The sequence below is a fragment of the Acinetobacter sp. Colony158 genome (genome assembly GCF_019264745.1).
Lineage (GTDB): Bacteria > Pseudomonadota > Gammaproteobacteria > Pseudomonadales > Moraxellaceae > Acinetobacter > Acinetobacter ursingii.
The window spans coordinates 1,643,250-1,664,048 of the sequence record NZ_CP078523.1; the positions used below are offsets into that span (position 1 = coordinate 1,643,250).

The 20,799-nt window shown below is 42.0% G+C and carries 19 protein-coding genes and 1 pseudogene; 12 read left to right on the forward strand and 8 right to left on the reverse strand.

Annotated elements, in window-relative coordinates:
• The first annotated feature begins 320 nt into the window (after positions 1–320).
• From JR005_RS06755 to JR005_RS06780, 6 genes are all read left to right on the forward strand, one after another.
• On the forward strand, positions 321–2,246 hold the full coding sequence (locus tag JR005_RS06755; RefSeq protein WP_218665748.1) for a DEAD/DEAH box helicase: 1,926 nt from the start codon (positions 321–323) through the stop codon (positions 2,244–2,246).
• Positions 2,247–2,645: 399 nt separating this feature from the next.
• Positions 2,646–3,464: an ABC transporter ATP-binding protein gene (locus JR005_RS06760; RefSeq protein WP_218665749.1), complete on the forward strand. Its 819-nt coding sequence runs from the start codon at positions 2,646–2,648 to the stop codon at positions 3,462–3,464.
• Positions 3,461–4,240 (forward strand): lipid asymmetry maintenance ABC transporter permease subunit MlaE, encoded by a 780-nt coding sequence (gene mlaE, locus JR005_RS06765; protein ID WP_004985283.1) that lies wholly within the window; start codon positions 3,461–3,463, stop codon positions 4,238–4,240. Before JR005_RS06760 ends, mlaE begins: the two co-directional genes overlap by 4 nt.
• Complete coding sequence (locus tag JR005_RS06770) at positions 4,240–4,923, forward strand: outer membrane lipid asymmetry maintenance protein MlaD (protein ID WP_004995153.1); 684 nt, start codon at positions 4,240–4,242, stop codon at positions 4,921–4,923. Before mlaE ends, JR005_RS06770 begins: the two co-directional genes overlap by 1 nt.
• An 18-nt stretch (positions 4,924–4,941) precedes the next feature.
• The gene (locus JR005_RS06775; RefSeq protein WP_034698920.1) at positions 4,942–5,574 is read left to right on the forward strand and encodes an MlaC/ttg2D family ABC transporter substrate-binding protein; all 633 of its coding nucleotides are present in this window, start codon (positions 4,942–4,944) and stop codon (positions 5,572–5,574) included.
• A gap of 13 nt (positions 5,575–5,587) precedes the next feature.
• A complete protein-coding gene (locus JR005_RS06780) occupies positions 5,588–5,881 on the forward strand; it encodes an STAS domain-containing protein (protein WP_004985287.1) in 294 nt (97 codons plus the stop codon).
• Between the two features lie 55 nt (positions 5,882–5,936).
• Here the strand turns inward: JR005_RS06780 and JR005_RS06785 are convergent, their stop codons facing one another.
• A complete protein-coding gene (locus tag JR005_RS06785; protein WP_004985290.1) occupies positions 5,937–6,950 on the reverse strand; it encodes a CorA family divalent cation transporter in 1,014 nt (337 codons plus the stop codon).
• Between the two features lie 157 nt (positions 6,951–7,107).
• Here JR005_RS06785 and JR005_RS06790 point away from each other — a divergent pair, with 157 nt between their 5' ends.
• The gene (locus JR005_RS06790; RefSeq protein WP_010588689.1) at positions 7,108–7,692 is read left to right on the forward strand and encodes a TIGR00730 family Rossman fold protein; all 585 of its coding nucleotides are present in this window, start codon (positions 7,108–7,110) and stop codon (positions 7,690–7,692) included.
• A 15-nt stretch (positions 7,693–7,707) separates the two neighbouring features.
• Entirely contained in the window at positions 7,708–8,133 is a 426-nt protein-coding gene (locus JR005_RS06795; RefSeq protein ID WP_218665750.1) for an NUDIX hydrolase, read from the forward strand.
• Here JR005_RS06795 and JR005_RS06800 read toward each other — a convergent pair.
• Positions 8,122–8,793 (reverse strand): ComF family protein, encoded by a 672-nt coding sequence (locus JR005_RS06800; protein ID WP_218665751.1) that lies wholly within the window; start codon positions 8,791–8,793, stop codon positions 8,122–8,124. The two genes, JR005_RS06795 and JR005_RS06800, sit on opposite strands and share 12 nt — an antisense overlap.
• Positions 8,780–10,825, reverse strand: coding sequence for an ATP-dependent DNA helicase RecG (gene recG / locus JR005_RS06805; RefSeq protein WP_218665752.1), 2,046 nt, complete (start codon positions 10,823–10,825; stop codon positions 8,780–8,782). Before recG ends, JR005_RS06800 begins: the two co-directional genes overlap by 14 nt.
• Before the next feature lie 38 nt (positions 10,826–10,863).
• On the opposite strand from recG, the gene JR005_RS06810 reads away from it, so the two are divergent.
• Together JR005_RS06810 and JR005_RS06815 are read left to right on the forward strand one after the other, a co-directional pair.
• Positions 10,864–11,697: an NAD-dependent epimerase/dehydratase family protein gene (locus tag JR005_RS06810; protein ID WP_218665753.1), complete on the forward strand. Its 834-nt coding sequence runs from the start codon at positions 10,864–10,866 to the stop codon at positions 11,695–11,697.
• Between the two features lie 70 nt (positions 11,698–11,767).
• Positions 11,768–12,754, forward strand: coding sequence for a putative solute-binding protein (locus JR005_RS06815; RefSeq protein WP_218665754.1), 987 nt, complete (start codon positions 11,768–11,770; stop codon positions 12,752–12,754).
• 58 nt (positions 12,755–12,812) lie between these two features.
• Here the strand turns inward: JR005_RS06815 and plsB are convergent, their stop codons facing one another.
• Positions 12,813–15,380, reverse strand: coding sequence for a glycerol-3-phosphate 1-O-acyltransferase PlsB (gene plsB / locus JR005_RS06820; RefSeq protein ID WP_004985307.1), 2,568 nt, complete (start codon positions 15,378–15,380; stop codon positions 12,813–12,815).
• A 282-nt stretch (positions 15,381–15,662) separates the two neighbouring features.
• Between plsB and JR005_RS06825 the strand changes: the two genes are divergently transcribed.
• Positions 15,663–16,538, forward strand: a complete 876-nt coding sequence (locus tag JR005_RS06825; protein WP_044436511.1) for an acyl-CoA thioesterase — start codon at positions 15,663–15,665, stop codon at positions 16,536–16,538.
• Positions 16,539–16,678: 140 nt separating this feature from the next.
• Positions 16,679–17,920 (forward strand): dicarboxylate/amino acid:cation symporter, encoded by a 1,242-nt coding sequence (locus tag JR005_RS06830; RefSeq protein WP_218665755.1) that lies wholly within the window; start codon positions 16,679–16,681, stop codon positions 17,918–17,920.
• A 109-nt stretch (positions 17,921–18,029) separates the two neighbouring features.
• Here JR005_RS06830 and JR005_RS06835 read toward each other — a convergent pair whose 3' ends face one another.
• The 4 genes and pseudogenes from JR005_RS06835 to JR005_RS14675 form a co-directional block, all read right to left on the reverse strand.
• Positions 18,030–18,974 (reverse strand): metal-dependent hydrolase, encoded by a 945-nt coding sequence (locus tag JR005_RS06835; protein WP_004985313.1) that lies wholly within the window; start codon positions 18,972–18,974, stop codon positions 18,030–18,032.
• Positions 18,975–19,106: 132 nt separating this feature from the next.
• Positions 19,107–19,907 (reverse strand): ribosome biogenesis GTP-binding protein YihA/YsxC, encoded by an 801-nt coding sequence (gene yihA / locus JR005_RS06840; RefSeq protein WP_218665756.1) that lies wholly within the window; start codon positions 19,905–19,907, stop codon positions 19,107–19,109.
• 94 nt (positions 19,908–20,001) lie between these two features.
• Complete coding sequence (locus tag JR005_RS06845; protein ID WP_004985317.1) at positions 20,002–20,442, reverse strand: RrF2 family transcriptional regulator; 441 nt, start codon at positions 20,440–20,442, stop codon at positions 20,002–20,004.
• A 132-nt stretch (positions 20,443–20,574) separates the two neighbouring features.
• Positions 20,575–20,799, reverse strand: a pseudogene (locus JR005_RS14675) (IS982 family transposase); the annotation flags it as partial.

The window sequence follows — 20,799 nt, forward strand, 5'->3', positions numbered from 1 at the left end:
TAAAAACCTATTAAAAAAGGTGACTTTTAAAAACTTTCTGTTATACTCTCGCCACGCACTTAAATTTCCGTTCATTACCTGAACATTCTGTTCTATTCATTGTATGCGCACGCCGTCCATAGAGAGGACCATTCATTGCGCCCAAATCGCTCAGCGATTCTTCAGGTTCCGGCCGTAATCATGCGTGCGTATAGTCTACATCGTCGTTATTCGGATTGCTGTTGAATATAAACTATTCAGCCTAAGATGCCGTGCCGCCTTTTGTCGATGTCCATATTTGTATTTATTAAAATGGAGCACCCATCAGGGTGAAACTCTCTATGAGCAAAACTTTTGCCGATTTCTCTCTACACGAATCTTTACAACAAGCACTACAGGACCTTGGTTTCACTTCACCAACCCCTGTGCAAGAACAAGCGATTCCAGCTGCTATTGAAGGTAAAGACCTTTTAGTATCAAGCCAAACTGGTTCTGGTAAAACAGCAGCATTTTTATTACCAACATTACATGCGCTTGCTGGTCAGGACACTTTTGTTCCGTTTAAAGAACGCATGAAAGCAGTAACTCAACCGAATATTTTAGTGATTTCACCAACACGTGAATTGGCTCAACAAGTCAGTCAAGATGCGATTGCATTTGTACGTCACATGAAAGGTGTTCGTATCGCTGCGATTATGGGTGGTATGCCATTTGCAAAACAAATTCAACAATTAAAAGGCGCACAAGTTGTTGTTGCAACTCCGGGTCGTTTGTTGGACTTGGTCAATCGTCGTCAAATTAAATTAGATAAAGTAGATGCTTTGATTGTCGATGAAGCGGATCGTATGCTTGATCTTGGTTTCTCTGAAGATTTGGAAGCGATTAGCGAATTAGCTGCAAACCGTAAACAAACATTGATGTTTTCTGCAACATTTGCTGATCGTATCATTCGTCTTGCAGAATGCATGATGCAAGATCCAATGCGTATTGCGATTGAGACAGGCCATTCAACCAATACTGACATTACCCAGACTTTACACTGGACAGATGGCTTTGAGCATAAGAAAAAATTGCTGACTCACTGGTTAAGTGATGAAAATCTAGATCAGGCTGTGGTGTTTGCAAGTACACAAGAAGACACAGACATGCTGGCTGAAGAACTTGCTGAAGCAGGTCATTCAGTGGTTGCACTTCATGGTGCGATGCCACAAACCGTGCGTAACCGCCGTTTGCGTAGCATTCGTGAAGGTAAAGCTAAAATCTTGGTTGCGACTGACGTTGCTGCGCGTGGTTTAGACGTACCGACTATTTCTCACGTGATTAACTTTGGCTTGCCAATGAAACACGAAGATTATGTGCATCGTATCGGTCGTACAGGTCGTGCAGGTCGTACAGGTCAGGCGATTACGTTAGCAACTTATCGTGAGCGCGGTAAAATTCGTGCCCTTGAAGATTATTTAGAAGCGCGTTTGAGCGTTTCTGAAATCGAAGGCTTAGAGCCATCTCCACCTCCTGCGCGTTCAGGTCGTGATGGCGGTGGTCGTGGTCGCGGTGGTAACGGTGGTGGTGGTCGTGAAGGCGGTCGCGGTGGTTTTGGTGGCGGTCGTCGTTTTGAAGGCGAAAGCAACTTTAAACGCCGTGAAGGTGGTCGTGATGATCGTCCGCGTCGTAGCTTCGATGATAAACCACGTGGTGAACGTCCTGCATTCGGCGGTGAAGATCGTCCACGTCGCGAGTTTAATTCTGATCGTCCACGTCGTGAAGGCGGTTTTGAAGACCGTCCAAAACGTAGCTTCGGTGGTGAAGATCGTCCGCGTCGYGARTTCAATTCTGACCGTCCACGTCGTGAAGGTGGTTTTGAAGACCGTCCAAAACGTAGCTTCGGTGGTGAAGATCGTCCGCGTCGCGAGTTCAATTCTGACCGTCCACGTCGTGAAGGTGGTTTTAATGATAAACCGCGTTTCGAATCAAATGATGACAACCGTGGTAATCGCGTAGATTACAAACCACGTCGTGAGGGTGGTTTCGGTGATCGTCCAAAACGTGATTTTGGTGATCGTCCAGCACGTCGCGAAGGTGGTTTTGGTGACCGTCCACAACGCTCATTTGGTGAAGATCGTCCAAAGCGTAGTTTTGGCGGTGAAGATCGTCCTAAACGTACTTTTGGTGGTGAAGACCGTCCAAAACGTTTCGGTGATGACCGTCCGCGTCGTGGTGTAAACGAAGAAAACTTTGGTCGTGACCGTTCACGTAAAAATGATCGTTAAGATTTAATTTCTGAAGTTATTTTAAAGCCGATGCTTTTATGCATCGGCTTTTTCTTGTAATAAAACTATCAAAAAATATATAATATGAGAACTGTATCAGGTTTTTATTGTAAAAATGAAAGAAAAAAAGGATCTTAATGTAAAATTCTTGTCCCGATTACGTCATTTCAATTTGCGCAAACTTGGCGCAGCGCTAGTAATTGGGAATGCTTTATATTTTTCTTATAGTATCTACGTTCACCATGATATTTCGCCGCAAGCACTTGCAATGCAAGATCATCAAAATAACAGTATTCAGCTCATCAAGTAATTGGTCGTTTCATTGTTAAATAACAAGAATTTCATAAACGTTCAGTGCTATATTATATGAGCTTAAAATATGCAGGAACATATACTGCTATGAATAATTCGATACTTTCGACAGCTCAGCCACTGATTGAAGTGAAAAATCTGAGTTTTAATCGAGGGGAGCGCGTCATCTATGACAATGTTGATTTAACCATTCGACGTGGACAAATTACAGGCATCATGGGACCATCAGGCACAGGAAAAACAACACTATTACGTTTAATTGGGGGACAATTAACCCCAGATCGTGGTGAGGTTCTGCTTGATGGTAAGGATATTGCCAGCATGTCTCGTCAAGAGTTATTTGCTGCACGGGCACGTATGGGTATGCTGTTTCAAAGTGGCGCACTCTTTACCGATATGTCTGTCTATGAAAACGTGGCATTTCCAATCCGTGCGCATACCCATTTACCAGAACATTTAATCGCTGAATTAGTCGGACTTAAATTAGAATCCGTCGGTTTGCGCGGTGCAGAACACTTGATGCCAACAGAACTGTCAGGCGGGATGAATCGTCGTGTGGCTCTAGCACGAGCCATTGCCCTTGATCCAGATTTGATCATGTATGATGAACCTTTTGCGGGTCAGGATCCGATTGTAAAAGGAGTGTTGACGCGATTGATCCGTTCACTCCGTGAAGCATTAGATCTAACCACGATAATTGTGTCTCATGATGTTGCTGAAACACTTGAAATTTCAGATTATATTTATGTGATTGCCGAAGGTAAAATTCAGGGTGAGGGGACACCTGAACAATTACAGGCTTCAGCTTCATCTTTTGTAAAACAGTTTTTGACAGGCTCTGCCGAAGGACCCGTTGAATATCAATTTAGCCATCAAGCATATTTAAGTAACGAGGTACATCCATGAATGCGATTGCCTGGTTAGGTCGACTCGTGATTGAGCGGGTACGTGGAATTGGTGACGCAACGGTTATGTTGCTACAAATTATCTTTTCTTTGCCGTCTGCGGGTGGTTTTGGTCGATTTATCTACCAAATGTACCGTGTTGGCGTCATGTCCTTACTCATCATCGCTGTATCTGGGTTATTTATTGGGGCTGTTCTTGGCTTGCAGATGTATAACATTTTGGTGACTTTTGGTAGTGAGGCCATGCTAGGCACCGCAATTGCACTGACCTTATTGCGTGAGCTTGCACCTGTTGTAGCAGCGTTATTATTTGCAGGGCGTGCAGGCTCTGCGCTAACTGCTGAAATTGGTCTGATGAAAGCCACAGAGCAACTTTCCAGTATGGAAATGATTGGAGTCGATCCATTAAAACGTGTGGTTTCACCTAGATTATGGGCTGGGATTGTGAGTTTACCGATGCTCTCAATTATATTTGCTGCGATTGGTATTTTTGGCGGTAAAGTCGTCGGCGTCGATTTTTTGGGCGCGGATGATGGTTCATTTTGGAGTGGCATGCAAAGCTCGATTCAGTTTATGCATGACATTTTTAATGGAACCGTGATTAAAAGTATTGTATTTGCTCTGATTTGTACATGGATTGCGGTTTATCAGGGCTATGCCTGTGAGCCGACTTCAGAAGGTATTGCGACATCAACCACTCGTACAGTGGTGTATTCATCGCTGTGTGTTTTAGGTTTTGACTTTGTGTTGACTGCGGTCATGTTCGGAGGTGTTTAATGAAATCACGTACTAGTGAGCTGGCCGTAGGGATTTTTGTCATTATCTTTGGCGTGGCCTTGTTCTTTTTGGCGATGAAAGTCAGTGGTCTGGTTGGAACTAATTTAAATGACAGTTATCACATGACGGCGCGTTTTGATAATGTGAATGGTCTTAAATCACGTGCTAAAGTCACCATGAGTGGCGTAACTGTCGGACGGGTTGAATCGATTACGCTTGATCCTGTAACTCGTTTGGCGACTGTTGATTTTGATCTGGATGGAAAATTGACCTCATTCAATGCAGAACAGCTCAAGGCAGTTCAACAAAATGCTTTGGATGAGTTACGTTACAGTTCTGATTATACGCAAGCGAATGCTGCGCAACAAAAAGAAATGGAACAGAAACTGATTGCCAACATGAAATCCATCACTAATATCGATGAAGATGCTTATATAATGATAGCAACCAACGGTTTATTAGGTGAAAAGTATCTTAAAATTGTACCAGGTGGTGGATTTAACTATTTAAAACGTGGTGAAAATATTACCAATACTCAAGGTACAATGGATCTTGAAGATCTGATTAGTAAGTTTATTACTGGTGGTGCCAATAAATCATCATCGGGTGGCTCGGCAGAAGACTCGGCGTCACAGCCACAGGCGGCTGCATCCAATAGTGCCGAACCTTCTTTTACTGAGTAATTTTAAGGAGCGATTCTTGTGAAGACGTTGTTCAAACAAACCCTTACTGCAAGTGTATTATCCACTCTTCTTGCGGGTACTGCATTTGCTGCGCCAGCAGAAGCGCCACCAGCATTTATTAAACGTGTTGCCGATAATTTTATTTCGCGTTTACAGGCAGATCATGCCAAGCTGCAAAACAATCCGACTGCTGTAAAAGCAATTGTACGTCAAAATCTTGATCCATATATTGATTCGCAAGCCTTTACCCGCATTGTGATGGGAACTTATGCGACCAATCAAAACAGTACCGCGGCGCAACGTGCGCAGTTTGAAAAGAATTTCCGTGAAACTTTGATTGAAAACTATGGTACTGCGTTTGCAAAATATAGTAATCAAAGCTATACCATACGCCCTTATAAAGAAACGGGTAGTCGTAACCCTGTGGTGACGATTGATTTTAGTAACAAAGGCGACAAGATTCCTGTTTCTTTCCAGCTTACCGATGCTGGCAGTCAGTGGAAAATTCGTAATATCAATGTGTCTGGTATTGATTTAGGTTTGCAATTCCGTAACCAGTTTGCTGCAACGGTACAGCGTAATGGTGGTAATTTGGACAAAGCCATTGCCAACTTTAAGCCAGATGCTGATGCGGCTGTAAACAAAAAATAATTGAAGGTTTATTGTGATTGAAATCGTCGATCAGCACTTGGTGCTATCAGGAAAGATTGATTTTGACAATGCGCAGACGGTTTATCAGGATGGTCTGCGTTTGATTCAACAACATCAACACTTTCCTTTGGTGGTGAATTTAAGCCAATTACAGCATGGCAGTACTTTGGCATTGGCGGTTTTGGTGCAATGGCTAAGAAAAACACCAAATGCACAAGGGTTACATTTTCAGGATGTACCAGAAAAAATGCTCAAAATTATCCAGTCTTGTCATTTACAGGATGATTTAACCCTGCTGCACAGCTAATTAAATTTCAATAAAAAAAGCACCGAATCTTGGTGCTTTTTTTATATCGATAATTTTAAACCCATTTCTTCCAGCGGAAGTACATCATTGGCCCGACGAATGAAACCATCAGAATTGCTGCAACAATTAGAAAACTCAAAGCACCATGGGCAAAGGGTAACTCCGTTGTATTCATCCCATAAATACTGGCAATCAACATCGGTGGCGCAAGCATACTCGGTAAAATCGAGAATCGACGAATGGTATCGTTCTGCTCGGTATTAATGAACCCAGATGTAGTATCAAGTAAGAAACGAACTTTTTGGAATAAAAAAGCATCATGTTCGACCAGTGAGCGAACATCTTCACTCAACTCGCGAATGTCCGCATCATAAATATGACTGCCCAAAGCACGTGGACGAGATAAAAAGGTCAGGACACGACGTAAATCAATCAGACACAGTTGCGCTTTACCCAGTACGTCTTCTTGTTGTGCCAGACGGGTAATCATGTCATCCAAATCTAAAATCTTTTCACGATGATGGTTATTCAGCACTTCTGTAGAATATTTTTCCAAGTCCTTGTGGATATCTTCGAGAATATCCGCAAGCTCATCCAGTTTAGCTTCGAGTAAACCGAGTAAGATCCAAGTCGGATCTTTATAATCCATGTCATAGTCGTTACGTCGTGCACGGGCACGAAATGCACGAAACGCCACCAGCTTTTCACCACGCATGGTAAATAGTCGATCTTTATGTAAAATAAATGCGACCGTTTGCACCGTTGCTAAGATATGACTGGTGTCTTCATTATCGCCATCGACCTGATAATTTTTATTTTTCGTTAAAAAATAGGTACTGATATGTAAAATGCCATCATCATCGCGGTAAAATCGGGCAGAGGATGAAATGTCTTCAAGTGACTTGAGGGTGGGTAGATTTCGGTCATAGGCATCAATGACCCATTGTTGCTCTTCTTGAGAGGGTGCAATTAAATCGATCCAGACCAGATCCTGATGTAGATCAAAACCACCATTAATGGTTGCATCTTCAAGGCTACCGCGCTCTGTGGCGTAAAAGGCTTCAAGCATAATGTCTTTTCTCCCTTGCGCAGTATGGATAAATTTGATGGGTGTATTTTAGACAAGGATTCACTTAAAAACACTCATTGTTGTCATTTTTTCTGAAAAAATCTTGCTAAAGCTTATATTGTAAGCATGACAGCTTAAAAACATGGTTAAAAGTTTTATGAATTCAATTTGTATTTTTTGTGGTTCAGCCGTTGGGAATGATCCTTTATTTTTACAAGCCGCTCAGTTGACAGGTGAAACCATTGCCAGACAGGGCAAAACACTGGTGTATGGCGGTGGTCGTTCAGGACTGATGGGAGTGGTTGCAGATAGTGCCTTGCAGGCAGGCGGCCGTGTGATTGGAGTCATTCCTACCGCTTTGGTTGATCGTGAATTGGCCCATCCCAATCTAACTGAATTGCATATCGTAAAAAATATGCACGAGCGTAAAACCAAAATGGCTGAACTTTCGGATGGTTTTATTGCTTTGCCAGGCGGAGCAGGCACACTGGAAGAAATTTTTGAACAATGGACGTGGTCACAGTTGGGCATTCATCAAAAACCCTGTGCTTTTTTAAATATTCAGGGTTTTTATGATGATTTACTCAAAATGATTCAAGGAACTGTAGAGCGAGGCTTTACTCAGTCACGTTTTGTCGAGAAGTTAATTGCATCAGATCAGATTGATGTGATTTTAAATGCCTTTGAGCATTATCAACCTGCCGCGCCGAAGTGGGGTGCACAAACGCAAGTTCATCCTTAACATTGAGACAGCGCTGTGGAAAAAGTTGATGTGAAAAAAAACACAGCCAAGAGAATTACCGTTGCCGCGGCGATTATCTTAAATGAGGCAGGTGAGCTCTTGGTTGTGCGTAAGAAAAATACTCATGTATTTATGCAGGTGGGCGGTAAGTTAGAGGCAAATGAGCCGCCTGAACACGCGATTGCAAGAGAAATTAAAGAGGAAATTGGCTGTGATATTCAGATTGATCAGTTTATTGGATGTTTTGAAACAGCAACGGCCAATGAGCCCGATCATCAATTGGTAAGTTATGTTTACTTGGCGCAATTAAAGCAGACGCCGCAGATTGCAGCCGAGATTGCCGAAATGAAATGGGTTACGCTAGATGATCAAGTTACAGCACTTGCACCATTAACACGTGAAGTGGTGATGCCTTGGTGTCGAAAGTATTTAAAGATTTAGCGATTTTGAAGTTTTGGCGTTTTGATTTGCTGCTGCAATACAATATGTGTAAATCTGCTGGCATCCTAATTGTTGTAACGCTTGATGCAAGGCATAAATTGAGCTGCCAGTCGTGACGACATCATCAATGATCAAGACTTTTCGGTAGCGAATTTTGGGTTTCTCTAACAGCACAAACTGCTGTTCTATGCCTTGAATCCGCTCTATTCGATTCAGTCCTTTTTGAGAATGTTGTTCAAGTCGATGAATCGGTTGCCAGACGGGAAGATTGAGTTTCTTTGCCAGTTGTTGTGCCAAGAGCAAAGATTGATTGTAACCGCGTTCGATCAAACGTGCGTCTGAGATCGGCATAGGGACAATCGCCTGAACTTTAGGATATTTCATCTGGGCAAGGAGTTGATCGAGTAAGGGCTGGTGATGTAATTTTTGCTCGTATTTAAACTGCTGTAAAATACGATCGATCGGATAATTATAGTAACAGGCCGCCATGATCTGTAATTCATGCCGATGGATGGTTTGCTTGAGCCAAGGCAATTGCTGCCAGCAACTTTTACACAGCAGATAATGCGTTAAACGCGGACTGGATTCACACAGACGGCAGGGTAAAAGTTTTTGCCCAAGCTGTTGCATGGAGGCTTTAATATCATCAAACATAGGCATAGCGAGGTGCCTCGGGTAGCCAACGTTTAAGTAATGCATCGGCTTGTTTTGGATAGTTTTTTAAAACTTGCTCGGCAACATAATGTGCCTGTGTCAGCAAATGATCATCACGCTCCAGACGTGCCACGCGAAAGCCCATATCACCTGTTTGTTTGGTTCCTAATAATTCTCCAGGACCGCGGATTTCCAGATCTTTTTCCGCAATCACAAAACCATCGTTACTTTCTCTTAAAATGGATAATCGTTCATGTCCATTTTGCGATAAAGGTGTTTTATAGAGTAAGGCACAAAAACTGGCGGTTGCACCGCGTCCAACCCGACCACGTAATTGATGAAGCTGGGAAAGACCTAAACGCTCGGCATTTTCAATGATCATAATCGAGGCATTGGGAACATCTACGCCAACTTCAATCACGGTCGTCGCAATCAATAATTGCAACTGATTGTCCTTAAAGGCTTGCATGACACTTTGTTTTTCATCAGCTTTCATTTTGCCGTGAACCAGTCCGATATTCAGTTCGGGAAAGCGTTCTTTCATTTCCTGATAGGTGGCTTCGGCGGCTTGAGCATCTAGGGTTTCCGACTGTTCGACCAGTGTACACACCCAGTAAGCCTGTTTGCCCTCACGGCAATTACTGGCGATTCGTTGCAGCACGTGTTCGCGCCGATCGAGTGGAATAGTGACGGTTTGAATTGGGGTACGTCCCGGCGGGAGTTCATCAATGATGGAGGTATCCAGATCACCATAGGCACTCATTGCCAATGTACGGGGAATCGGGGTGGCTGTCATCACCAACTGATGTGGCGTAAGTTGATCATTCCCTTTATTACGAAGTGCCAAACGTTGATCGACCCCAAATCGATGTTGTTCATCAATAATCACCAAACCTAATTTGGCGAATTCAACAGTATCCTGAAATAACGCATGAGTACCCACTACCAATTGTGCTTCGCCAGTTTTAATAGTTAGTTCAGCCTGTGTACGAGCCTTCCCTTTTTGTTTTCCAGACAGCCACGCGACTTGTATTCCTAGTGGTTCAAACCAGCGTTTAAAATTTAGATAATGTTGCTCGGCCAAAATTTCAGTCGGTGCCATTAGCGCAACTTGCCATCCTGCTTCTAATGTATGACAAGCAGCGACAGCGGCAACCAAGGTTTTGCCTGCGCCGACATCACCTTGTACCAAGCGTAGCATTGGTTTGTTTTGCTTGAGATCGGTGACAATTTCTTTGGACACTCGTTTTTGGGCCTGTGTCATTTCAAAGGGTAATTGGGCGAGTAAGGCTTTGGCAAGTGTCTTGCTTGGGCTAAAAATGGGAGAAGCAATTTGTCGAATATAGGCACGTCGAGTGAGTAAACTGACCTGATGTGCGACCAGTTCTTCAAAAATCAGTCGTTGCTGTGCGGGATGTGAACCTTGTGCCAATTGCTGCATATTGGCATCGACAGGGGGTTCATGGATATATTGTAAAGCTTGTTTCAGCGCATAACCATTGGTGTATTGTTCAGGCAATAATTCTGGTAAATGATCGCTGTATTGTCTGAGTGCCTGTTTGACATATTCACGTAGTTTGGGCTGAGTCAGTCCTTCTGTACTGGGATAAATTGCAGTGAGCTGAGTTTTAGGTAAAGCGCTATGATCAGTGACCAGTTGTATTTCAGGATGATACATCTCCAAACCGCGCGCGCCGACTCTAACTTCTCCAAAAACACGTAAACGATGACCTGCTTTTAACTTATCAGTCAGATTTTTATAAATATGATAAAAGCGTAAGGTAACTTTACCTGAGTCATCTTGCAGTAAAGCGGCCAGCGATTTACGTTTTCCAGGTGGAAAGTCCAGAGCTTTGACTTCACCTTCAAGCAAATAGCTGCGTCCCACCACCAGTTGGTTCATGGGAATGACCGTGCTACGATCTTCATAGTCACGCGGCAGGTGAAACAGAAGATCATCGGTGGTGAAAATATTAAGTTTTTCCAAAAGTGCAGCGGCAGCACCACCGACACCCTGTAACTGCTGGACTGAAGTCATATCTCTCCAAGTCAGGACCCTTTACATCAGGATCATGCATGCATATTTTATTTATTGGTTATGGTAAAACATCTCAACGCGTTGCCCAATCTCTATTTGAACAGAACTCGAATCAACAGCGACATCAAATTACCACAATTAGCCGTAGCCCGAAAACAGATGTGTACGCGAATCACCTCATTCAAGATGTGCATGACCTTAATCTGGACAATCTTGCACCAATTGATTTGGTCTATGTGGCTTTGGCGCCTTCAGAAAGTAGTGTAGAGGCCTATCGTCACACCTATCTGGATTCAGTTGAACCAATCGTTTATGCATTAAAATCGCATCCTGTACAAAGGATTATGGTGCTGTCATCAACACGGGTTTATGGCGAACAGCAGGGCGAGCAAGTCGATGATGAATCGCCCATTCAACCTGTAGATGAGCAAGGACAAATCTTGCGTGACATGGAATTAAAATGGCGGGCAGCATATCCGAAACAGACCGTGATAATTCGCCCTTCTGGGATCTATGGTCAATCGGTTGCGCGTTTAATAAAAATGGCTGAAAACACCATTAGTTACCCAAAGATTCATTATAGCAACCGCATTCATATTGATGATCTGGCAAGATTTTTAGCGTATTTATCGACATTAAAAAATGTTGATTCGTCTTATATCGTGACCAATAACCACCCTTTAGCTTTACATGAAATTATCTTGTGGTTCCAGCAACAACTCGATTTGCCAAAGCTACAATTGAGCAGTCAGGAAATTTCAGGAAAACGCTTATATGCAACACGGATGCTCAAAACGGGATTTCAATTACAGCATCCAGTTTGCTTTAATGACTATACAATCTGCCTGCAACAACATAGGCAAAGCCAATAATTTAATTAAACTCAAGAATGCGGCAACATCTACAATTAAATTAAACCGATAAATACAAGATTGGTGGAAGATGTTTAAACAGGCATTTGGAAGCTTGCTTCTGCTCATCGTAGTGCAACAGGTGGCAGCGGTTGAAAAGACATGGTGTGTATATGATCCAGTCGGTACGCAAGGGGATATTACCCGGCGTTTAAAAGAGATTGTGCTTTATGCACAGCGTGATCAGGTCAATTTGCAACTTAAAATTTATCAGCATGAAACAGAGGCTATTGCACAATTTAATCAGAAAAAATGTTCAGGTCTGGTCGCAACTAACTTTAATACTCGAAACTATAATGCATTTATGGGAAGTACGGCTGGTGTGGGATTTATCACAAATAATATAACCGCGCAGCATTTTATTCAGTTGTTGAACCAACCTGCATTACGTTCTGTCATGCAACAAGGAGAGTATGAGGTGGTCGGGTTTATTCCTGTGGGAATGACCTATATGATGCTCAAAACGCCAACGCTTTATAAAGTGACAGACCTAAAAAATAAACGGATTGGTGTTTTGGCTGAAGTCCCGCCCCAAACGGCTTTGGTGCGTAGTGTACGTGCACAGCCTGTTGCCTTGAGTTTTGATAATGCAATCAAGGCCTTTAAAAATAATCAAGTGGATATTTTACCAGTCCCTGTTTATGCTTTACTTGCTTATAATCTGAGAAAAGAGTTTGGTGAATCGACCCGAGTCATCAATTTTCCAGTGGTTTATGCGGGCTTAAATATTGTAATTCGCGCTGCTGAATACCCATCAGATTTTGGTGTGAATATGCGGCATTGGTTTGCAGGACAGGCAAGGGTATTGGTGGGACAAGTGATACGCTGGGAAAATCGATTACCCGCGTATTATTGGATGGATGTCTCTGCCACTGAGAAACAAGCTTATAATGTGGTTATTGCTAAAGTACGCAATCAATATTCCCAGAACTTTTTTTACGATCCGCGCTTTGTCAAACTGATCAAAAAATTACGCTGTAAAGATGAACCGCAATATTTTGAGTGTCAGATCTGGTAAATCAAATATGGCAACCGAAGTTGCCATGTTGAGATCAAATTTTAGATGACAGGATCATTTAAGCTTTTTTACGTTTTGAACGACGTTTTGCTTGTTGTGAAGCGACTGCATCCAGTGCAGCTTTAAGCTCATCGTCATTAAAGGTGGTGATATGTTGCAACATTTGTAAGGTTGCTTCATCCAGTACCAATTTGGCACCTTCCGCCATATTGCTAAAGTTGCGTTCAAACGCGATTGCCCCTTGTTCATTGGTGCAGATATATCCTTGCTGGGTCAGAACTTTGATAAAGCTCTGGAACAATGATTTATCAAAAAATTCAGGTGAGTTGAATTCATAGAGAACCGACAGGCGTTGCCCTAGCAAATGACTCAAGTCCTCGACTTGTTTCACCGAAATATTTCCAGAACCACGTTGTGCAATTAATGCCAAGGTCATGTAGTAACGTTCCAGACTTTGTTTGACTGGAGCTGCTAAGATCACCAATTGATTATGATCTTCTGAATTTGGTGCAGGACTAATCAAGTCGCCTTCACTGTCGCGTTCAATCAGTTTGGCATTGACCAGAGCATCGGCATATTGACTAATTTGTTGTTCAAGTTGCTCAGGTTTCCATTTCAGGAATAACTCTGCCTGTAAAAACGGATAGAGTGTTTTAATGACATTGATCAGATTTTTCTGGCTAATTCTACCATTGTGTTCAACTAGCGCTGCAATTAAAGAGGGCAGCACAAAAGCATGTAAAATATTATTGCGGAAGTAGGTCAACAACACCGCTTGATAATCTTCGATTGCAATAATGTCGCCTAATACATGCTGAACACGTTTAATCAATTTCAGTTTCAAGCCGTAAGCAATAATTTCTTTACCAGACAGCGGTGTAACTTGTGTGCGCTCATCATAAGGAAGTGTGGTAACAAGATTACGATAAGCATCGAGTTGTTTAATACACAACTCTTCGTCCAATGTGTGTTTAGGGGTTGCCAATAAAATTAAAGAAAGCAACGAAACAGGATTGATCACTACAGCGCGGTTAATATTTTCAACAATCGCATGTGCTGAACTGTTAATGACCTCTGAAACTTGTGGTGGAATCGGATCATCGTTTTTCTCAATTTTGATCTGATCTGCACCATGTGCTTTTAGCAAATCGTCCAGAAACACAGGTTCACCGAAGTTAACGTGGACCTTGCCAAAAATACGTTCAATTTTGCGTAAAGTTTGAATAATCCCGAAGATGGATTCTGCTTCTTTGGGTTTGCCTTGCATTTCTCCTACATAGGTTGAACCTTCCATTAAGCGTTCATAACCAATATATGTTGGAACAAAAACAATCGGCTTGGCACGACCCCTTAAATGACTGTGTATGGTCATGGCCAGCATGCCTGTTTTGGGCGGAAGTAAGCGACCAGTACGCGAGCGACCCCCTTCAATAAAATATTCAAGCGGGGTATTACGCGACAAAATACTATATAGGTATTCTTTAAATACAGACGTATAAAGTGCATTGCCACGGAAGGAGCGTCGAATAAAAAATGCACCGCCGCCACGTAAAAGCTGACCGACAAATGGCAGATTTAGATTATCTCCCGCTGCAATATACGGCACCATTAAACCACGACGATAAATCACATAAGACAATAATAAATAATCGATATGACTGCGGTGACATGGTGTGTAGATAATTTCGTAGTCTTTGGCCAGTTCACGTACGGTACTAAAGTTATGAACTTCGACACCATCATAAAGTTGTGTCCATAATCGAGTCAGGGCCATATCAGCAAAACGGATGGCTGAATATGAATAATCTGAGACAATTTCATTTAAATAGCCAATCGCACGGCGTTCAGCTTCAAGCATGCTGACTTTACCGCGAATACTTTCCCGACGAATCGCATCCTGCACATCACGTGATTTGATCAGGGATTCCATCACATTACGGCGGTCAGACAAGTCAGGCCCCAGAACCACTTCACGCTGACTATCTAAATAGTCATTCAGAGTGCTCACGATATACGTGGCAGGAGACAGATTCGGATAATGCGCACTGGCATAGTTGACCAGTTGGCGTAACGACTGCGGTTCATGAAACTCAACATAAGTTTGACGACCATGCAGACCGATATTCATCAATTGTTTGACTTTACCTGGGGTTGCCCATGTATCGGTAAATAACAACTTAAACCATGAATCCTCTTTATCAGGAGAGCGTCCCCATAGCACCGTGACAGGAACCAGTTCAATATCGTAGTCAGGATGCTTGTCTAAAAACTCAATTAAACGCAGTAATCGCGGAGGAAAGGCATGCGGTGGTGGATTGAGTAAATTCTTTTCATCGTGATGCTGTAAAAATAAAACCGATGCTTTTTCTTTGTGATCATCCATCACCAGTGGATCTAGTGCAGGCTTTAAATGCAAGCGACGTGTTTCACCATCAAGAACTAAAGCATTGCTGCGAGAGTAATTTTGTAATACATAGCAGACGACTTTTTTCTGTGCAGGATGTTCTGAAGTCTGCTGATCGGTAGATTCAGAAGGGACTTCCCCAAGAACATGCGGTGTTACCACGAGGTCAAGTAACTTACTCGACAGGCGTCGATACATCTGACCCAAGCCACTCTTGGCCATAAGAACTCCTACTCAAACAACAATACTCCGTCCTAAAGAACGAAAACTGCCTTAGTGAATTGATGTGAAAAACAATGGGCTATTTTCTGATAAATCATATGGATTGCGCTAGTGTTTATCGTTAAAAAACGTATTTTTAATACGAATAACAATGCTAAAGTGTGACATGACAGTCAACTAATCTTGATGGTTATACTCTGAATTTGTGGAAAAATACCGTATATATGTTTTATAGTTTACAGTTGTCTTGTTTTTAAATTGCCGACACTTTAAAGGTATCTTATGAATGCATTAACCCAGGAACTTGTCGAGCTTTTATCTCTTGAAAAGCTTGAAGATCATTTATACCGTGGACAAAGCCGTAATCTGGTCGGAAAACGTGTATTTGGTGGACAAGTTCTGGGACAAGCGTTACGTGCTGCGTCCTATACCACAGATCGTCCTGCACATTCGCTACATGCTTATTTTCTCTATGGCGGTGATGTCAATGCACCGATTATTTATGAAGTCGATCCTTTACGCGATGGTCGAAGCTTTTCCAGTCGCCAAGTTCGCGCTATTCAGCATGGTCGTACCATCTTTTCGGCAATGATATCGTTTGCTTATCTTGAAGAAGGTTTGAATTATCAACCAGAAGAACCTAACTATCCAGCGCCAGAAGACCTCAAATCAGAAAATGAACTCAAAGAAGGATTAGTTAATTTCCTGCCTGAAAATGTGCGTGCCAGTTTTATGCGTGATCGACATGTTGAAATTCGCCCGATTGATCCAGTCAATCCATTTCAACCTCAACCACAAGCACCGATTAACGCACACTATATCCGAACCCATGACTCTATTCCTCACGAGTTGGATGAGCAGTCTTTACATCAAGCGATCGTTGCATTTTATTCTGATTTCAGCTTAATGACGACTTCCTTAAAACCGCATGGTTTAAGCTATATTTCACCGAGTTTGCAATGTGCCAGTATCGATCATGCCATTTATTTTCATCGTCCAGTCCGTGCGGATGAATGGATGCTGTATGACATGGAAGCCACCGTCACTGCAAATTCACGCGGATTAAATTTTGGACGCATGTGGCAAAATGGACAACTGGTCTGTAGTACCACACAAGAGGGGCTTATACGCCTGCGTGAAATAGCCAATAACCAATAAAACCACATCAAATGTTTCACTAAAGCTGCATGGATGCGGCTTTTTATTTTTAAATTGTCAGATATGCTAAAAAATTATTCGATTCTAAACATCTTGCGTGTCATAGTAATCCAAAACAATGACATTCTATTTCAAATGGTATGAGCTTAAATACACAGATTTTAGTTGCTGCAATCATCGGTATCGCATTTGGGTTTTTATTAAATCTATATCCAGACACCGCTTTTTTTCAACATAGTCTCTATGGACTCGGTATTATCAGTAGCATATTTATCGGGCTGTTGAAAATGCTTTTAATCCCACTGATTTTTTCCTCAATAGTGGTGGGAGTTTCAAATTTGCAAGCCAGTGGGCAGTTTGGTCGAGTCTGGAAAATCACAGCATTATGTTGTTTAACTACGACTACATTGGCTTTAATTCTCGGTATTGGCTGTGCCCATTTATTTGGAGTGGGCAAGGGCATGGATATCGGAATTTTTAGTGAAGCCATGAGTAATCATCAATCTCCAGATACATTATCGCCATCCACCTTTTTTACGAATTTTATTCAAAATACGCTAATTAATCCCTTTAAAGCTTTTAGCGATGGCAATGTTCTGGCAGTCGTGGTGTTCGCTTTGTTCATCGGGGCGGCTTTAATTAAAGGCGGAGATCGTTTTCAGTCTGTACGGGTTCTAAGCTTACAGTTTTTTGACATCATGATGATGTTGGTCGGCTGGGTCATGAAATTGGCTCCATTAGGAATTTTAGCCTTACTCGCTAAACTGGTTGCAACGGAAGATGTCAAAATCCTGAACAGTCTGGCTGAGTTCGCCTTAGTCGTAACAGGAACGACGATTTTTCATGGTGCAGTGGTGTTGCCTTTATTACTGTGGATTTTTGGGAAAATGAATCCAATCACTTTTTTTAAAGGTACACGCTTAGCCCTCATTACTGCTTTTGCCACCAGTTCCAGTTCAGCCACGATGCCATTGAGCATGAAGTGCGCCCAAGAAAATCTCAAGGTTCGCCCACAAACAGCAGGTTTTGTTATCCCTTTAGGAACGCAGTTAAATATGGACGGTACCGCGCTCTATGAAGCCGCTGCCGCATTATTTATTGCCAATTTGGTGGGAATGGATTTAACCCTGACTCAGCAATTGATTGTTTGTTTAACTGCCATGATTGCATCATTGGGTGCGCCCGGAATTCCTAGTGCAGGAATGGTCACCATGATCATGGTGCTACAGTCTGTTGGGCTTCCTGCCGAAGCGATTGCGATTTTACTGCCAATCGATCGAATTTTAGATACGGTACGAACTGTGGTCAATGTGCAGGGAGATATGATGATTAGCGTCGTGGTAGATCGTTATGCCAAATCAGATTCCATTGAATCATCTTAAAATGCAGTGCGATTAAGATGCTCGATTGCAAGACATTGCATCGCGAGAATGATAAAAAGCAGAAGAGAACTTCTGCTTTTTACCGCTTATTTCACTCAAGTAGCTTCACTCAAGCAGCAGTTAATAACGCTCGTTTCGCTGCTGGAGATTGGTCTAAATATTGGACAGCATCTTCGGTACTTCCTTCTTTGACTGGATCGTACCATGGCATTAAATAATCGATCTGTTGTGCAACCAACCAGATTGGGCTAGGAAGCACTTGGTTATCCTTGCGCCCTTGTTTAAGCCATTCTAACCAGATCCAAGGATGCCACAGACTTGGATTTTTATCTGCGAAACGTGGGTCTTGTTTCATGATATGTGCGGCACCATCGACCCATAAACCTAATACCCCCGCAATTACCGCGACACTTAAATAATAACGGGCAATATAACCACCACCTAAATGACGATATAAATCAAATGCAACTGTCCGATGTTCAATTTCTTCTGCGCCATGCCATTTGACTAAATCGACCATTTCAGGGTCAGCGCCGAGTTCTTCCCATTTTTTGTTGTAAAGCGCGTATTTACCCAATACACACGTCATGTGTTCTACTGTGGCAATCACACCTAAACGAAATAAATCCCACTGATGTTGTAACGCTTTAGGCACTTCATAGTCTAGAGGTTTATCAGCCAATAACTTGCTAAATAAAAAGTTCATGATATCCAGATTACGCTGGATATCGATATTACGTGCCGACAAATATTCTTTATTGGCAGAGGTATGCGCATTGGCATGCATGGCTTCTTGCCGAATAAAAGCCTGGACATCTTGTTTGAGTTTTTCATCGGTAATTTGCGGCAAGACTTTATTATAAAGACGACAGAACCAGAACTCACCCGCAGGTAAGATATTATTAATTTCATTGATGAAATAACTGGCAAAAGGTTGATTGGGAATCCAGTCCACTGGAGTTTCTTTCCAGTCGAATTTTACCTTTCGTGGTTGAATGCGATAGTGAATCGAAGATCCTGGAAGCTTGTGTTTAAAAAATGAAAAAATACTCATGTCCTTACCTTTATTTGTTCTTATCGAACTTTTGCTGGTTTTTTTGAGTATAAAAAATGCCCCTGTATTTTGCTTTGCAATACGGGACATTCAATTGTCATTACGTGATGAAATGATCAGAAAAGCGGTAGTTTATTCTTCTTTTAATACTAAATCTGCTTCATCTTCATCATCAATTGTCGCTTCTGGAATTTGACTTAAATCAAATTCAGGTTCTTGTTCTAGCGTATAATTTAAGCGACCTGCCATCACACTGGCAAGCTCTTCAAGTCCTTGTTTATTGAGTGATGAAAATAGTTGAATTGAAAAATTCAGCTTCATCTTTTTTAGATTTTGTTTAACTTCGAGTAGGGCTTGATGAGCGGGACCACGATTCATTTTATCCGCTTTGGTCAGTAAAATATGCACAAACAATTTACGTGAATGCGCCCATTCCAGCATCATGGTATCGAAATGCTGGAGTGGATGACGAATATCCATCAATAGCACTAAACCCTGTAAGCTTTGACGATGAATCAGATAGTTTTCAAGTTCTTTCTGCCAAACCTGTTTCATATCTTCAGGGACAGCAGCATAACCATAACCTGGCAAATCCACCAGACGCTGATCAGGATTCCCTAGACTAAAAAAGTTAATCATCTGGGTACGTCCTGGCTTTTTAGACGCACGTGCCAGTTGTTTTTGATTGGTTAAGGTATTAATGGCACTGGACTTGCCTGCATTGGAACGTCCTGCAAAGGCAATTTCATAACCTGTATCTTCTACACAAAGTGCCAGTTTGGGCGCACTCATTAAAAATTCAGCTTTGCGTAGCCAATTGAGTGCCTTTACTGAGTATTCAGTAATTGCAGGATCAGCTTTTTTCTCATAACTAATTTTTTGTTTAGGTGCGAGTTTGGCTTTGGTGTCTTTGGATTTCGCATAGCGATGCATAGAGCTTAACTTTTACAATCAAAATATATTTAAAACGCATTATAAAGGATGCGAGCCTTTCACGCGAATTTTAACAGCATTTGGATCAAAATGATCAGGAGATCGAGATAAAAGCGATGGCTGAATGACTGGAGGTAGAAGGCGGAGCAGCCAAAACATCGGCTAAAGTGTATTGATCGAGTGTTTGATAAAAGCTTTCCAGTGCATCATCTAAAATTCCTTTTAAGCCGCAGTGCGAGCGTAATACACAAGGCGGAGTATTGCATTCTACAATCTGATGATCACCTTGTAAGATCCGTACGATTTTACCCAATGTCAGATCGAGCGCTTTGGGATTTAAACGAAGTCCACCGCCTTTGCCGCGCGTGGTAATGATCCACTCTTGTTTAGCCATGAAATGTACAATTTTGACCAAATGATTTTGAGAAACATGCAAATCCCGTGCGATTTCTGCGATGGTATACGGCATTTCACTTGGGCGTGAAACGTACATAAGTATACGCAAGGCATAGTCGGTAAATTTATTGAGTTGCATGTTCAGCTAAATACCAGAAATTTATAAAGATCATATTAGCCTGAAAGTTTCCCGAAGGAAACTCCCGAGTCCAAACACCTGCAAATCACAGTTTTATATTCAGTTTAATCTTATATTCAACCCGAATCCTGCTTAAGCTAATGATTCCATAACTTGAATTGTTGGCTTATTCCGATGAGTTAATTGATATGCACATAACGATGCATAAATTCCGCTAAGAAATCCATGAATACTACGTGCTTTACTCGTCACTAAATTGTATTGTCCTTTCAATAAGCTGAATAACGTTTCTATCTTATTGCGTTGTTTTAAATGATATTTATCTGATGAACAGAGTTGAATAGCCTGCATGTTCTT

Bases quoted from the DNA above. Each gene is read 5' to 3' on its own strand.
- JR005_RS06830 (WP_218665755.1), top strand. From the start codon at position 16,679: ATGAGCTTAAATACACAGATTTTAGTTGCTGCAATCATCGGTATCGCA.
- JR005_RS06845 (WP_004985317.1), bottom strand. From the start codon at position 20,442: ATGCAACTCAATAAATTTACCGACTATGCCTTGCGTATACTTATGTAC.
- JR005_RS06760 (WP_218665749.1), top strand. From the start codon at position 2,646: ATGAATAATTCGATACTTTCGACAGCTCAGCCACTGATTGAAGTGAAA.
- JR005_RS06770 (WP_004995153.1), top strand. From the start codon at position 4,240: ATGAAATCACGTACTAGTGAGCTGGCCGTAGGGATTTTTGTCATTATC.
- JR005_RS06790 (WP_010588689.1), top strand. From the start codon at position 7,108: ATGAATTCAATTTGTATTTTTTGTGGTTCAGCCGTTGGGAATGATCCT.
- mlaE (WP_004985283.1), top strand. From the start codon at position 3,461: ATGAATGCGATTGCCTGGTTAGGTCGACTCGTGATTGAGCGGGTACGT.
- yihA (WP_218665756.1), bottom strand. From the start codon at position 19,907: ATGCATCGCTATGCGAAATCCAAAGACACCAAAGCCAAACTCGCACCT.
- recG (WP_218665752.1), bottom strand. From the start codon at position 10,825: ATGACTTCAGTCCAGCAGTTACAGGGTGTCGGTGGTGCTGCCGCTGCA.
- JR005_RS06825 (WP_044436511.1), top strand. From the start codon at position 15,663: ATGAATGCATTAACCCAGGAACTTGTCGAGCTTTTATCTCTTGAAAAG.
- JR005_RS06815 (WP_218665754.1), top strand. From the start codon at position 11,768: ATGTTTAAACAGGCATTTGGAAGCTTGCTTCTGCTCATCGTAGTGCAA.
- JR005_RS06810 (WP_218665753.1), top strand. From the start codon at position 10,864: ATGCATATTTTATTTATTGGTTATGGTAAAACATCTCAACGCGTTGCC.
- JR005_RS06785 (WP_004985290.1), bottom strand. From the start codon at position 6,950: ATGCTTGAAGCCTTTTACGCCACAGAGCGCGGTAGCCTTGAAGATGCA.
- plsB (WP_004985307.1), bottom strand. From the start codon at position 15,380: ATGGCCAAGAGTGGCTTGGGTCAGATGTATCGACGCCTGTCGAGTAAG.
- JR005_RS06835 (WP_004985313.1), bottom strand. From the start codon at position 18,974: ATGAGTATTTTTTCATTTTTTAAACACAAGCTTCCAGGATCTTCGATT.
- JR005_RS06800 (WP_218665751.1), bottom strand. From the start codon at position 8,793: ATGCCTATGTTTGATGATATTAAAGCCTCCATGCAACAGCTTGGGCAA.